At 43.2% G+C, this 15,774-nt stretch carries 9 protein-coding genes and 1 pseudogene; all 10 read right to left on the bottom strand.

Annotated elements, in window-relative coordinates:
- Positions 1–81: 81 nt before the first annotated feature.
- A pseudogene (locus DW922_RS09275) lies at positions 82–318 on the bottom strand (DUF6674 family protein); the annotation flags it as partial.
- Between the two features lie 60 nt (positions 319–378).
- Complete coding sequence (locus DW922_RS09280; RefSeq protein ID WP_117477954.1) at positions 379–1,068, bottom strand: SpoVG family protein; 690 nt, start codon at positions 1,066–1,068, stop codon at positions 379–381.
- 3 nt (positions 1,069–1,071) lie between these two features.
- Positions 1,072–1,470 (bottom strand): hypothetical protein, encoded by a 399-nt coding sequence (locus tag DW922_RS09285; RefSeq protein ID WP_117477953.1) that lies wholly within the window; start codon positions 1,468–1,470, stop codon positions 1,072–1,074.
- Positions 1,463–2,080 carry a class D sortase gene (locus tag DW922_RS09290; RefSeq protein WP_117477952.1) on the bottom strand — a complete coding sequence of 206 codons (618 nt, stop codon included), beginning with the start codon at positions 2,078–2,080 and terminating at the stop codon, positions 1,463–1,465. Before DW922_RS09290 ends, DW922_RS09285 begins: the two co-directional genes overlap by 8 nt.
- A 13-nt stretch (positions 2,081–2,093) precedes the next feature.
- On the bottom strand, positions 2,094–9,746 hold the full coding sequence (locus DW922_RS18410) for a helicase-related protein (protein WP_118726436.1): 7,653 nt from the start codon (positions 9,744–9,746) through the stop codon (positions 2,094–2,096).
- A gap of 14 nt (positions 9,747–9,760) precedes the next feature.
- Positions 9,761–10,129: a hypothetical protein gene (locus DW922_RS09300; RefSeq protein ID WP_118726437.1), complete on the bottom strand. Its 369-nt coding sequence runs from the start codon at positions 10,127–10,129 to the stop codon at positions 9,761–9,763.
- Positions 10,126–10,344, bottom strand: coding sequence for a DpnD/PcfM family protein (locus DW922_RS09305; RefSeq protein ID WP_118726438.1), 219 nt, complete (start codon positions 10,342–10,344; stop codon positions 10,126–10,128). Before DW922_RS09305 ends, DW922_RS09300 begins: the two co-directional genes overlap by 4 nt.
- Before the next feature lie 27 nt (positions 10,345–10,371).
- Complete coding sequence (locus tag DW922_RS09310) at positions 10,372–11,268, bottom strand: hypothetical protein (RefSeq protein WP_117568848.1); 897 nt, start codon at positions 11,266–11,268, stop codon at positions 10,372–10,374.
- A 50-nt stretch (positions 11,269–11,318) separates the two neighbouring features.
- Entirely contained in the window at positions 11,319–13,295 is a 1,977-nt protein-coding gene (locus DW922_RS09315) for an NlpC/P60 family protein (protein WP_347560294.1), read from the bottom strand.
- Between the two features lie 84 nt (positions 13,296–13,379).
- Positions 13,380–15,761 carry a VirB4-like conjugal transfer ATPase, CD1110 family gene (locus DW922_RS09320; RefSeq protein WP_118726439.1) on the bottom strand — a complete coding sequence of 794 codons (2,382 nt, stop codon included), beginning with the start codon at positions 15,759–15,761 and terminating at the stop codon, positions 13,380–13,382.
- Positions 15,762–15,774 lie beyond the last annotated feature (13 nt).

Here is a 15,774-nt window from a genome sequence, read left to right on the forward strand (position 1 = left end):
GTTTATTTAAGAATACCTTGCCGCATATTTATTAACTCCTTGTATAAAACTGAATCTAATTATATTCCTTAACCCTTTATTTGTCAAGCCCTTTTTAGCATTATTGACAAGAGTATCTTCCTGCATTTCTTTGATCTGGTTCTGCATATTGGTGAGTTCTTCCGTCATGGAATCAATCTTTTTCTCCAGTCCATCCACATAGCTGCATATCTCAAATACATCGTTTGCCTGCTCTTTCATGGCATTTTTCTTTAATAAGTCGAGAAGTTCTCTTATGACCTCCTCATTGGTAAGTGTTTTTCCTGCTTCCATATCCATTCTGTTTCCTCCATTCTGTAAATGGGGCAGCCTTGGCCGCCCCTGTACTCTGATTACTGATTATCGAAAGGGCGTCGCCTCTTTGTCCTTCTCTTTATCGGGATTGCCATGATGTTTCTCTGCACTCTCTCTTGCATTTTCGTTGCTCTTATCCTTTGCTTTCTCATATTCAGAGATAATCTCATTATAGAGTTTTTCCCTGAAATCCTTTGTGACCGGATAGCAGACATCCTGGTAGATTGGCTTGCCCTGCTCGTCCACCTGCTTTGTCTTATAAGAAGGCATTGATACAAAGATTTTCTCTTTGCCCTGCACGATATTGATGTTATTTACGATGAAACTGTTTTCAAAATAAATGCGTGCAAGTCCCTTGATGTTACTACCTTCCCTCTCATAAGGTGTTACAGTTACGGAAAACTCCGGCATTTCCTGTGTACGCTCCTGCTTCTGTGTCTCCTCTTTCTCCGGTTCCTTAATTCTTGCATAGGCATCAAGGATATTGGTATAGAGTTCCTCTCGAAACTCTGCTGTGATAGGATTGCACACATCCTTATAGATCACACCGTTGCTTTCATCACGCTCATTGGAGCGGTATCTTGGCATTGATACAAAAAGCTCTCCCTTATCCTTATTCTCAAGGATTGCAATATTGGTAATCTTAAATGAATCACCAAATACTACTGTTGCAAATCCTTTGATGTTGCTGCCCTCTTTTGCTCTTACTTCGTTTACTTTAATTGAATACTTCATATGCTATTCCTCGCTTTCTTTTTGTTCTTTGTTTTGCTCCGGTATGATAAGCTCACACCAAAGCTGTTCTATCTGTTCACAAGACAATCTGCCATTAAGCCAGTTGCCAAGTGTAACGACCATTCCATCCTGCTCGTAATAGAGCCACTCCTGTGTTTCAATGTTCCCCTCATACACGATAGTCACATCAAAATCAGGCATAAATAATCCTTCCTCTGCATCCCATACACAGGCTATTCCCTGTCTGAGTGTCAGATTCAGGCTTTCGACATACACAGACCAGCCGCTTACGACTATCTGAAAGTCATCATCAATCTCAGCAATATCATCCTCGATGTCAATTAGCTCTTCCATTTCTGCTACTGCCTCTTCTATCTCACCTAATCGGTATCTCTTATTCATCCATCACCGCCTCCTTATAAATGCACCTGACCACAAAACGCATGGTTCCTTTCTGGGAACAGGTAAAAAGAGTTAATTCTTTTTCTGTACCCTGTGTCTTGATGCTGTTATCATACGGATTTACTACCTCTGTCTCTATTACCTCATAGATATGCTTCAGCCCATTTTTGTCGGTTATCATTACTTCATCACCTATGGATATCTGACTTAGTGGTGTAAAAAATGTGCCATATCTGCTGCCATTATGACCGCACAATACACAGTTGCCACTTTCTCCGATTCCTGCAGTCTCTTCTATATGACCAATCCCTGCATTAAGCACTTTACTTGTGGTTCCTTCCATTACCGGATACCTGATATCTAAGCCCGGTATCTCAATGATGCCGATAACACCGCCTTCTTTAAGAATGGCTTCATCCTCTTTACTAATGGAGGTTTGCTCTTCCTCCACATCTGTTTCTTCATCGTAATCATCCTCCAATGTCTGCTCAAATTCACTTATGAGCTGTTCTGTCTGTTTTTCTCCGGTTGTCCGCCAGAAAAAAGGGACTGCCATAATGGCAATCCCTGCTGCAATCAGTAGTCCTGCGACCACTTTTCTTATGCTCATATTATTCACTCTCCTATCGTGTTCTGCCCTCTCTGTCGGCTGGATAAGCACCTTTATCCTCTGCTACAATTGCTGCAGATTCCATTCTGTCATCAGCTTCTCTTTCTTCCTCCGGTCCGCTCAGGTCTGCATCCACAGCCTTTGCGTTCTCAAGGTCAAGCTGGGCATTCAGTTTACACTGCCTAGCCAGCTTTTCTTCCAGTTCCTTGCTGTACGCAAATGGCTTGTCATACTCTGCCTTTGATGCTTCAAGGTCATTCTGGTACTGCTCAATCTTCTTTTCAAAGAAATCAATGTTCTCATGGAGTCCATTGAACAGGTTTTCCAGCTTCACCATGCTGCCGACAGGACTTGTGGAAAGCTCTGCTTTATACTCTGTCTTTCCACGAAGCACCATATAATTGATGCCAAGGAAGTTCTTTTCCACAAGCAGCTCAAATCCGTGGAATTTACCGATTACAGTTGTCTCTCCGGTCTTACATTTACTGATTGCTTCAAGCATCATCGTTCCGCCATCCACACGCTCTGTGTAAGTTACTTTGCCTATGGTAATGGCAAATTCCGGATTATCAATCAGCTCTTTATCCCTTGCCTTTACATCCTCTCTTACATTGGCAAGCTTTTCTGTTGCTGTCTTAATCAGCTTCGGATACTTAATCATAAAGTTATCCTGCAAGCCATATCTCTGATTGTCATAGGATGCCTTTAAGAGCTTTAATCTCTGGACATCATTGTCAATCTCCATCTTTTCCTTGATTAAAGGATTGCCTGTGGCAACCGCTTTAATCTCTGCATAGGAAAGTGTTGCCTCGTCGATATCCTCACAGCTTCGGCTTACAGCCTTGCTTGTCATGACCTGACTGATGAATCGCTGCTTATTTTCAACAAGCGACCAGTTGTATGCATCAAATGTCCCTTTGGTGACATATCTGTAGATTGCCACCTCTTCATTTTCATTACCCTGTCGTATGCCTCGTCCTTCCCTCTGTTCAATAGAAGAAGGCTTCCAAGGGCAATCCACATGATGCATTGCAACAAGGTGTGTCTGCACATTGACACCTGTTCCACACTTGTCCGTTGAACCGATAAGAACCTTCTTTTTACCTGTCCTCATCTCCTTAAAAAGTGCGTCCCTTTGTGCATCCGTCTTGGCATCATGAATAAAAGCTATCTCATCTGCCGGAATACCATACTGGATCAGTGTTTCTTTCAGATAATCGTAGATGGTAAAGTCCTTATCTGGTCCCGGTGTGCCGATGTCCGAAAAAATAAGCTGGCAGCCTATATGACCATCAGCATTTCCTTTCTCATATTCTTTCCATACATTCTCCGCTACCTTATTGAGTTTTCCATCCGGATTGTTCGGCGCATCCTTATCAATCAGTCTGGCATCCGTTCCAAGAAGTCTTGCCTCATGGGTAATCTTTAGAAAGTTATCCACGCTTGGATCAACTCCACCGCCTCTGATACGCTCTGCCCTCACAACAAAGTCTTCCATGACCTGCTTCACATACCAGTCAGGCTCCGACTCCACTATAATAGGCTTGCCGCCACGGAGAGCTGGCACATCAAGGTCAAGCATGTCTGCGGTCTGCACATCTGCTACCTCACGGAAGATATTCATAAGCTCCGGCAGATTCGTAAACTTATTAAATCTGCTCTTAAAACGAAATCCGCTTCCCTCTACAGTAAGCTCAAGTGCTGTTGTCACTTCACCAAAGTTTGCTGCCCAAGAATCAAAGTGATAAATCCCCATCTCTTCAAGTGCCGCTTTCTGTAAGTAAAGCTGCATGACATACATCTCACACATGGTATTGGATATTGGTGTACCTGTTGCAAACACAATACCCCTGCCATCATTTATCTCAGACAAATACTGGCATTTAAGCTGCATATCCGTTGACTTCTTAGCTCCGCTACTGCTGATACCTGACACATTATTCATCTTGGAAAAAATCGCAAGGTTCTTAAAATTATGTGCTTCGTCTACCATAATAGAATCTACACCCAGTTCCTCAAAGGTAATAAGGTCATCCTTCCTGCTCTCATCTGACAAGGATTTCAGCTGTTCCTCCAGTTTTTTCTTCTGGCTTTCCATCTGCTTTACAGTCCATCGCTCTCCGTTACGCTCCTTCATCTCATCAATCGCATAGCTGATTTCATCAATCTGCTCGTTAAGCATTCGCTCCTTTCTCTCTGCGGAGATTGGGATTTTCTCAAACTGTGAGTGTGACATGATGATACAGTCATAGTCACCAGTTGCAATCCTTGATACGAACTGCTTTCTGCGGCTTTTTTCAAAATCACGCTCCGTGGCAACTAAGATATTTGCTGACGGATAAAGCCTTAAAAACTCTGATGCCGTCTGACCGATAAGCGGCTTTGGTACAACCATGATTGTCTTATTGGCAAGTCCAAGTCTCTTCTGCTCCATGCAGGCAGCCATCATCTCAAATGACTTTCCGGCACCGACACAGTGTGCCAGCAGAGTATTTCCCCCAAGAAGAATTCTTGCCACCGCATTTTTCTGGTGTGGCTTTAACTCAATCGCCGGATTCATTCCCGGAAACTGTAAGTGACTTCCGTCATACTCACGCAGGCGGATGTTATTAAATGTCTCGTTGTAATACTCCACATATTTCTGTCTTCGCTCCGGCTCTGCAAACAGCCACTCCTTGAACTTCTCCTTGATCATGTTCTGCTTTTCCCTTGCAAGCATTGTCTCATTCTTATTGACTTCGTAATGATACCTGCCATCACCGTCATCAATCCTGTCCCTGACTGTTACTGTCTTTAGATTCAGCGTATCCTCAAAAATAGAATAAGCATCCATGCGGCTTGTACCATAGGTCTTAGTAGCCGCCACTGAATGCTTATCCATGCTTTTATTCTCGATGAACCATTCCATGCTCATCTTATTTAAGTGTACCTGAATGCCTGTATTGTAAAACTGGCTTCTGACTGCCCTTGCCCGTCTTGGTGTATTGAGAAGCTCATAGATAAACTGCTCATAATCAAGCGGCTCAATCCATGTCGTGCCAATCTTTACATCAATATCCGAGGCTTCAATCCACTCCGGCTGTACCTTTTCAAGTGCTGCCACATTGCCTGCAAATTTTTCTGCCTGCGGATTGCCTGTATCCGCTGCCATAGCCTTTGCTACACGAAGCTTGTCTCTCACATTGCCGGAAAGATACTCGTCTGCCGTCTCCCAGCCGATGTCGGGATTGTTCTCGTTGTAGCGGTCGGGATTTAGGAAAATCAATCCATCCAGCTCTTCCACAAGAACTGCCCTTCTAAGCTCTGCCAAAGCATCATCACTAAATGTTATCTCATCAGCTGTCTGCCCGGACTTTTCTGCAAGTTCTTCCTTTACATTAGTAATATCCGGCTCATAGATAGAGAGCATATAGGCAAGATTTACATATCCAAATTCATTGACGGATACATTCAATGCTTCCACAGCAGTCTCAACCCTGTCTATGACAGTCTTTGCCTTAATCGTCTGCTTATAAAACATATCCGCTTTTTTCACCTCCCCGTCTTCATTTACTTCTTCAAGACTGCAAAGAAGTGGGTAATCGCTGTCATCTCTGAAAGCTATTCTGTTTGCTTTTGAAGTAATGGCTCCATACTGCTTTACGAAGGCATCATATTTTACATTAAGAAGTCTCTGCTTATCAGAAAGCTCCTCCTCGCTGCAGCCATCCATCTGGATATCAATCAGATCTCTTGTTATCTGTCTGATTTCATCAAGGCTTCTGATTCGCTCCTCGGCAGTCTGTGATACTTCTTTTCTTACCATCTCGGAATTTTCCCTGTAATAGAGTTTTCCTTCAAAAAATGTGTAAGTGTAGTTTCTCACATCCGGATCAGCCGGGATAACTTCCTCCGTCTGCTCCGCCTCATCTGCCACTCTCTCAAAATCTGTCATCTGGGCTTTGATATTACCGATAGCTTTGTTTAATGCTTCATAAATATTGAAGTTCTCATCATCATTCACGCAGACTGTGTATCTGCTGTCCTGTCCGTAAATCCTTGTGTCATATTCCATAGATCCAAGCATCATTTCCGGATGCTCTGCAAAATAAGAGTTGACTGCAATGCCATTCTCAGTTACACCAAGGTGTACCCAGTCCGGCTCAATATCAATCTTTCTCTCCCTTTTCTGCAAAAACAGGATATCTGCTGTCACTTCGGTTCCTGCATTATCTTTAAATGCAGTATTCGGAAGTCTTATCGCTCCCACAAGCTCTGCTCTTTCAGCCAGATACTTTCGGATAGTAGGATTTGCCTTATCAAGTGTTCCCTTTGTGGTAATCACCGCAACCATGCCTCCCGGTCTTACCTGATCAAGTGCTTTTGCCAGAAAATAATCGTGGATACGGAAGTTATACTTGTTGTACTTCGGATCAAAAACCTTATAATCACCAAATGGCACATTTCCGACAACTACATCAAAGAAGTTATCCGGATATGTGGTATTCTCAAATCCTGTGATACTGATATTGGCATTCTGATAAAGCTGCTTTGCAATTCTTCCCGAAATGCTGTCAAGCTCCACCCCATACAGCTTACTTCTCTGCATAGGTGCCGGCATACTCCCAAAGAAGTTACCGATACCCATAGATGGTTCTAATACATTGCCGCCTCTGAAACCAAACTGGACAAGTGCCGAGTTCATGCACATGGCAATCTCCGGTGAAGTATAAAAGGCATTGTTTACTGTTGCCCTAGCTGCAGCATACTCTTCATCCGATAACATCTCTTTGAGTTCTTTGTACTCTTTGCTCCAGCCTGCGTTTTCCTCGTCAAATGCCTGTGACAGTCCGCCCCATCCGACAAACTTCGACAAGGTTTTCTGTTCCTCCGGTGTTGCAAGCCTGTTTTCTGATTCAATCTGCTTTAAAGTACGAATTGCATCCATATTCCACTGATATCTGGTCTTGGCACCGCCTTTTTCCATTTCCCAGAGATTGTAATGGAAGTTGTGCTTCGTCTGCCCGGCAACATTCTTCTCATTTTCAAGACTTTCTACTTGCTGTACTGGTTCCTGCTTTGGTGTAAAATCTACAGTTTCCTGTGATTCTGTATCAGCCTGAATATCATCCACAGATACTGATACCACATCATCTGAAACTACATGTCCATTCTCATCAATCTTGGTTTCCCAGCCATTCGCTATTGCTCTTTCCCTGGTTTCAAGACGATTGGCTTTTACACTATCCTCGATATCAAAGAATCTCTTATAGACCGGATTCATCTTATCCCTGTCAGCCTTCTGCTTTGTCTCCTGATAATACCTTTTCTGGTCTTCTCCGCAGTAAAATGGCTGTTTTACCATATAAGATAAGATTTCATATAACTCACGCCAGTCGAGTGCACCTTCCTTACGCACACCATTCCTGTTCTTATAGCTGATCTTCACATATCCGCTTCTGATTGAGTACTCCACAAGACCATACTTATTGTTGGAATATGCTTTTCTTTCTGCATTATCTGTCCCTAATGCAATATCCCTAATAAGGTCAAGTTTATTTGGCATAAATGCAAAATCAGACTCCACCACATCCATAAGGAATGCCCTAAATGGTGTGTAGCAGCTGCAATCTGTCACAAGAATCTCTGCAGCATCTCGCAGGTCTTCATCAAGCTCTGCAATACGCTTTGCATAATCAATTGGTGTAATATACTGAAGCTCTGAAGGATCTTTTTCAGTTGTTTCAGCCTCTATCTCGGCACCATATTCTGCCTGTGTTACCATGCGGTCTTCATCGGCGGCTTCCTGTGGTGGCATGCCTTTAGCACTTACATAATCTCTGTTAGAAGCATAGCTCTCCGGCTCATCCGGTATTGCATAATCATCAATCTCTGATTCTGCCTCTTCCGCTTCCACTTCCTGATATTCGGCATCAATAACCTCATCATCCTCACGGAGTCCGTCCATCGCAAGCTCATCAATACGAGGTGTCTCAGGCTGATATTCCCCTGTAAGAATAAGGACACCAAGCTCTTTTTCGATATCTTTCCACGAAACATATCCTTCAACCTCTCCATCCTCATCTCGCCACTGAAAACGCAGTCCGTTCCCATGAAATGTGTCATATCCGTGCAGTCCTAGTCCGTCAACCGGCCAGCCTGCACCTCCCTGACCATACTCTGCTTTGATACGCTTTGCCCTGGTTCCTGCATCAATCTCTGTTTCAAAAATCTTGCATACCCTGCCCTTGCCACCGACAAAGCCTGTACCTCTCATAAGCACCTGTTTGATATACTCACCTGGTACTGTTGCAGACTTTTTGGGATTCAGATAATTGTATTTACCTGCTAATGCAGCTTTTCTGTCCTGCTCGAACTGACGCATAAACTGATTATTGTTTTCGTCCTCAGTATGAATGGTGCCAATGCTTGCCTGCCCGTTCTGGTCGAAAAAAAAGGAAGCCTGTGTATATTCGGCTTCCTTACTAACACCCAATGAATTGATTTCATCAAGTTCCCTATTCAGTTCTGTATCATCTGATTCTAGTGGAATCGCATCACTATCTGATTCAGTACCACTTCCTCTGCCTGCATCTTCGCCTGCTCTCTTATCTTCCACATCTCCATTGTCGATGACGGATTCTGTGGCTTGTGCTTCGCCAGATACTGCATCTCCAGCTGGTCGTACAGCTGGTTCGCTTCCTCCTCTACCGCTGACATCTTCTCGTACATCTTCCCGAATCTCATCAGCGTCTTGTATCTTGCCGGCTCGTTCTCCTTTAGATAGTTCATCGCCATCCTTCCGTATTTGCCCAGCTTCGTGAGATCCTCCGTCTCGTCCGGCATCTCTATCTGCGGATAAAGCAGTCCGTCCACTTCCTTGTAAGTCATTTCTTCTAACATATCCAATTCTCCTTTCGCTCTCGATTGCCTTTAAGTTACGACTAAATTCTCTAAGAACACTACAGGAGACATCGCATACAATGGAACCAAGACGGTAAATGATCTCTTCGTCTTTGATATTTACGATCTGACTAAAATCCTGTTCTTGCACAGATAAGTCAAATCCGCATCTCGTCCCTACAGCATACATGACACTTGTATATACAAGCTGCTCCATGTCCATTTCCTGCTGTAAGCCATTGCGTTTCTTACTTTCTTCCTTTATCACACTACCTGATAGCTGCATAAGCTCGGTCATTCGGTCTCCGAACTCTTCTTTTATTATAAGCCAAACATCTGTTCCTGTAAACTGTTTTAATATATTTTTTAGAGACTCCCTGTCGCTGTTATCGTACTGCTCAATCTGACCTTCTGACACAAGAAAATCCAGATAATCCTTAAGATTTTCTCCCTCAAGGTCCCATGTCAGTTTGACATTTTTCCCTCCGGTATCACTGATATCAAAGATATACCTCATGCGTGGATTCAGTGCCCTCGACGGGAAGATAGCGCAGCCTTTCGCACCACGCTTTACATATCTTCCCACCTTTTTCCAGGTATCATAATCTGCCATGAGTGTGCTTTTTTCCGGAGGTCTCTGAGCTGTTACCATAACGATATTGTCAAATTCATAGCGGTATAACTGACCTGCGACCTTTAACACATCCTTCCAGTTCTTTTCTGATCTTGTGATGTTACCAATCTCAGAATCGTATATCGCTTTGACCTTCATATCAACGCCCATACCTTTGTCCTCCTCTACTTAAACATCTCTGCAAACGATCCCTTAAATAGCTTTAACTCATCCTTATCCAGCTCGATTGCAAATTCATTGTCGATTGCCTGTTTTTCGCATTTTTCCTTTTTCTTTGCAATCTTACGCACCACACGAAGAAGCACATAGCACTCCTTTGACTTTGCAATGCTCTGTTTAAAAGTCAGCCCATCCTCATCGACTGACTTCTGTGTCTGATAGATAATCTCTTTTAACTTATCATTGATACCATCTACTTCCTCAAGGGAAATAATAACGGATGCCTTAGAAGCACCCGATCTGTCCCACTCCTTATGAAGTTCCTTTACTAAAAACTCCATGTTCTTAATTACTGTTGTTGAATCACTTTTCATCTTGCTTTTCCTCCGTTTTCTTTTAATGAAGAAGGGAGCTGACCTTCGCTGATAGGCGCAAAATCAACTCCCTTCATGTCCTCTGCTCCAAGGACTATCTGCTCTGCATAATACATATCCATTGCCTTATTGATGGCATCGTCAAGCGACTCTGCCTTTACTTTCTGTACTCGTGAAAGCACTTCTTTTATCTCAACATTAAATTCCTGTTCCATATGATATCGCCTCCTGTAAAAATCTCATCACCGGCTCTTTTCTTCCTTTACCTGTCTTTCCTTAAAGCCTTCATCGTACTTTCCATCTTCCAGCCTGTCGTAAAAACAGTCCTCTTCAATCGTTCCAAAATCCTCATACATCTGGTGAAGGAAGTCATTCTGCAGCTTCTTTGGTACATCATCATCCTTTGACATATCCTGATAAAAATAGAACTTCTGCTTTAGCTTTGCCCTGTAATCATAGATATCCTCTATCTTTTCCGGTGTGCCATACTCCCTCTTGTATGCCTTGAAATTTGTAGTTGAAAGTGTGGAACCTAGATAAATGCCATGCTCCCACGATACCCCGATTGTGGTATTGTCCTTTGTAGGCTTCTCATCCTTCGGATAACGCTTATACTCTGTCGCACCAAGGGCGATTGTAAGGGAACCTGACTTCATATCCATCACCACAAGATTCCTTGGTGATAATGCTTCAAGCACCATGTAATCATGGTCATTGAAGTTATGAAATGTCTGTCCCCTTTCAAATGAGCGGTTCTCCATTTCATAATGCAGGTTAAAATCATCCACCCAGCCCTTATCGGTCATTCCAATCTCCTTAAGCTTTGCAACACATTCAGAAGAACTGGCTTCTTTATCAAACCGAAATTCTTTGGAATCGTTATAAAATCCCTGAAGAAAATGTCCCAGCTGAATATCATCCAGACAGAATCTCGCAGATACAGTTACATTTGCTGCCCTGTAATACTCTGTGAAGTTATCTGCTTCACCAAGTGTCCTTCCAAGCTGCAACAAATTTTCTGCAAGCTCTGACATGTCATCAATTGCTATAAAACTCTTATAATCATCCAGAGTCATCAGCATATTTGTCTCTGTTCCCCTGTCGTTTTCTGTTACCAGTATCATATCTTTTAAATCCATTCTTACCTCCAGTCTCAGAGAGGGACTATGCCCTCTCTGCAAATTTCCTGTTATGGTCTTCCTATCACAACAATCTTTCCTATGCTTGCCACATCCCTGTAGACCACACCAAGACTTTCATTAAGTGCCTCTACCACCTTGCCATTTCCGACATATACTGCCACATGGCTGATGTTCTTATATCTTCCATTGCTTGTAAAACTGTAAAAGATAAGGTCTCCCGGCTGTAACTCATCAAAGGAGACAGTCTTTCCGGCTTCATCAAGTCCCTGTGCCTCCGCTGCCGCTGTGGTTGCACCGCCATAACTAATATCCACGCCTGCATCCTTCCATGAATAATAGGCTAAGGAACTGCAGTCATAATAGTTACCGCTGTCTCTTAAATCCTGACTATAAGGAAAACCAACTCTGTGTAGTGCATAGGAGCAGACTGTTTTCTGCCTGCTGTCTGTAATTTCGTTTAGGATGGCATTGATTTCATCCTCAGTCATGGAGCTTACTCCCGGACTTCCGCCTCCGCCGCCACTTCCGCTTCCGGCATATCCAAGCTGTCCCATAAACTCCGGACTCATGATCTGCTCAAGCATTTCCACCTGATCAGAATTAAATCCATAGACCGAAATCATATCTCTGTACGATTTCAGTGTGACATTCACATACAGAACCGACTTCGTGACAGTAGTTACATTACCGTCTGCATCTGTTTCTTCCACATCCTTTGTTCCTGTGCTTGTGGTGTATGAACACATATCATTTACAACTGCCTGCAGCCAGCCTTTTGAAGTATCATTCATGACTGTTGCAGTATCTCCGACACCATGCTTGACCATATAGACAGCCATGATGTCATAGTAATTGCTTGGGTTTTCTTCCATACCTTCATAGTCCACATATACAAGCTCTCCAAGATCATATCCGGTATGCTCATTAACCTTCGTGTTCACATCCCGGTTAAACTCCTGCACATAAGCACTCGTTACTGTCTGCACGGTATCTCCTGATTCAAGTGGTGGCAGAAATAAAGCAAATGGTGAATTGTAAAGGATTGCTATCACCGCTATAACCGGAACCGCAATCATGGCAACTACAAGAACAAGTAACAACAGCACCAGTCCGATAATCGGTGCAGCTGCCTTTACCCAGGTAATCGCTTTTCGCACAATCAGATCCTTTACCAGCTTTGCCACGCTATCCGTCTGATTCTCCTGTGCTTTCATCTTATCCAGAAAGAATTTTATCTTCCTGCTCCGGTTGGTCATCTTTTCATCCTTGACCTCTATGGACACACCTGCCGCATATCCGGCTGCCATACCGACTGCAGTACCAACTCCCGGTGCAACCGCTGTTCCTGCCGCTGTAGCAGCTGCCTTTGTAGCAGTTTTCGCTGCAACCTTGGCAGTAGTCTTGGCTGTTTCTTTTGCCGTCTCTTTAGCTACAGTCTTGGCTGTATCTTTGGCAGCTTTCTTTGCTGTCTTTTTTGCCAGCTTCTTTCCTGCCTCTACCTTCTTGATACGCTTCTTTGCCTCGGCTGCCGCCTTTTTCCTGAAAAGTGCAGCACCCTTAGAAGCAGTTCCGGTAACAGGGCGGCTTGCTTCATATGCAAGATATGCTGCCTGCGATACCTCATGCCCACCTTCTACCTGCTCTGTTACTGCCCCGGCTGCAAGTGCTCCTGTTCTTCCTGCTATGTGAAGATTGGTATTCTTGGTCTTGATGGAAGTTCCTGACTCTCTGATGTTACGCTTAAACTTAGAAAGACCTTTATCCTTAGCCTTCGACTGATGAATGGTACTCTTTCTATAAGTACTCTTTCCACCAGCACTTTTCTGAAACATTAATTTTTCAGATGCTTTTTTATCCATTTCATTGGCTTTAGCATCATGCACTTTCGGACCTCTCTCTACTGTATAGATGTTGCTGCCTTTAATCTTGGCTCCCTTTGGTTCGTGGGCATGAATCTTGGCTTTCTCCTTGGTGTGAATGACCATTGGCTTGTCATCCACTTTCTTTATCTTCAATGTTCTCACCTTCTTTCACTCAAAATGCAAAACAGCCACCCAGCTTCCCGGATGGCTATGCTTTGAGGTCGCAAATTGCGACCTCTATCAACATTATTCGACATTATTCTGCATTTCACGTTTCTTCTGTTCTGCAATCTTCTCATGAATGTTGGTATTATACAGCCTGTACAAATCTGTATCCTTACTAATCTGATTATCAAATGGAATTACCACTGAGCCACACTTAATAAGCCCCATTCCCGATGCAGTATTGGTTACGAATCGAAGCTGTGCCTCTGATACTCCGATAACCTCCGCCATCTTGGAACTGTCCGTGTTTGCCTGCTTTAAAAGTGCCACGAACTCTGAGTTTGCAAGCATTGTTGTTGCTGTGTAATTCTGCAACAGATCGACAACATTCTGCGTGATACCGGTACAAAGTCCTCCCTGCTTTCTTACTTTCTTCCAGAGCTGCTGCAGATATTTTGCGGAATACTCGGAATTAAGCAGGACGTGAAACTCATCAATATAGAGCCATGTTGCCTTGCCTCTCTTGCCATTCTCAACAATCCTGTTCTGAATAGACTCCATCATGACAAGCATTGTGATAGGACTAAGCTCCGTACCTAAGTCCCTGATGCCATATACTGTGAATCTGTTATCCACATCCACATTTGTCTGATGATTGAAAATATTAAGTGAACCATTTACGAAAAGCTCCAAAGACAATGCAATGTCCTTTGCCTCATCCTCCGGCTGTGCCATAAGGATATCGTAAAAATCACTCATCACCGGGATATACTTCTCTTTGCTCCTTGCAATGTCGATATACAGCTTTCTCACACAACGATCAATGATTGACTTCTGTCTTGAATTTAAGCTGTCCCCGATACACTGCTCACAAAGTCCAAGCATAAACTCGCCCTTTTCTCTTACCATTCCCTTTGAATCATTCGGATCAAGGCTCCATACATCCATATCCAGCGGATTCACATAGTTATCCGTGTAGGTAGACATATTTACTACAGTTCCGCCATAAGTCTCGGCAATATCAAAGTACTCGTTCATTGGATCTATGACGATTATTTCATCATCTCCCGACAAGAATACGCTGCCCATCTCCATCTTACAGAAGAAGGATTTACCGGAACCCGGCACACCAAATACAAAGCCATTTCCATTGATGAGCTTCTTTCTATTGCCGATATTCACATTCTTGCTGATCTGGTTGATACCATAATAGTTGCCGGTGCTGTCATTTAATTCCTGCACATTGAATGGCATAAGCACCGCAAGTGACTGGGTAAGAAGGGTACGCATAGTCTCCACCTGTCTTACTCCAATCGGAAGTGCTGTGTTGAGTGCTTCCCTCTGCTTTAAGTAGTGTGTATCAATTGTGCAACTGTTACGTTTTCCGATAGTCTCTACTGTCTCACATACACTCTCAAGCTCCTTCTTGCTTTCTGCCATAAGAATAATGGTTACTCCCACGAAGAAAAGGCACTGGTCATTCTCACGGACATCATCCATGATTTCCTCAATCTCCTTTTTCTCCGTTCTCTTGGCATATGAGATTTCCGTAGAAAAGTCGTTATTCTTATTACGGACTCTCTGCTGCTTAATGATATCCGACTCAATACCAAGGTATTTCTTCTGAAGCACCTTTGTAGTCAGATCCTTTGGTACGGGCACCACATCAATACTCGTGATGGAATGAACCGGAAGGGAAGTAATCTCATTGATGAATCTGTCTGACAAACTGCTCGGATACTTTTTGATGAAAAGCGCCTTGCAGAATTTACTCTCATCCTCAAAATGGTCTGGGAAATATTTCACCATCCCATTGCACAGATCATTTCTAAAATCTGCCCCGACCTTCTTTGCCTTTTTGATATCAAAATCAAAGCTGCCCTCATCTCCAAGATGATAATAGTCATAGAGCACTTTCAGTCTCTCATTGCCATTAAGTGGTACAATCTCCGCACCAAGCTCAATGAAAGCCTTGTGTATCGTTGCCTCAAGGGTTGCAAACTGTGCCTTTGCCTCCTCGAAATTCTTTCTCTCAATCGTGATTGTCAGGTATCTCTCCTGCTCAATCCCCTGTCTGCCCTCAATAATCTTCTCCTCAATGATGTCATTGTAGATTCTTCTATAATTATTGAAGCCATCGTTTTTCTCAGCAATCAGAACCTTGTCACGGAGTTCATCCATGTTTTTGTTCTTATTGTTGATCGTAATCTTATAATTACAGTCCAGCGAATTTAAGAACTTACAGTATCTCTCGAAAATACCGATCTGCTCATCCTCGGTTGCTGTCGTGTAATTGATGTCGCAAAAGCGGTAGCATTTGGAATACTTATTTTTGCTTACTTCAAAAATGCCGTTTTCAGCCACCGCCATAATCTCTATGGTTTCCTGAATGGATTTAGGTGTCTTATACAAAGGCTCACTCGCCTTCTTTAATAACTTAAATCCGTCTGTAAATAAACCCATGTCTCTAACCTCG

The organism is Clostridium sp. AM42-4 (assembly GCF_003480105.1).
In the GTDB taxonomy this organism is placed as follows: domain Bacteria; phylum Bacillota; class Clostridia; order Lachnospirales; family Lachnospiraceae; genus Brotaphodocola.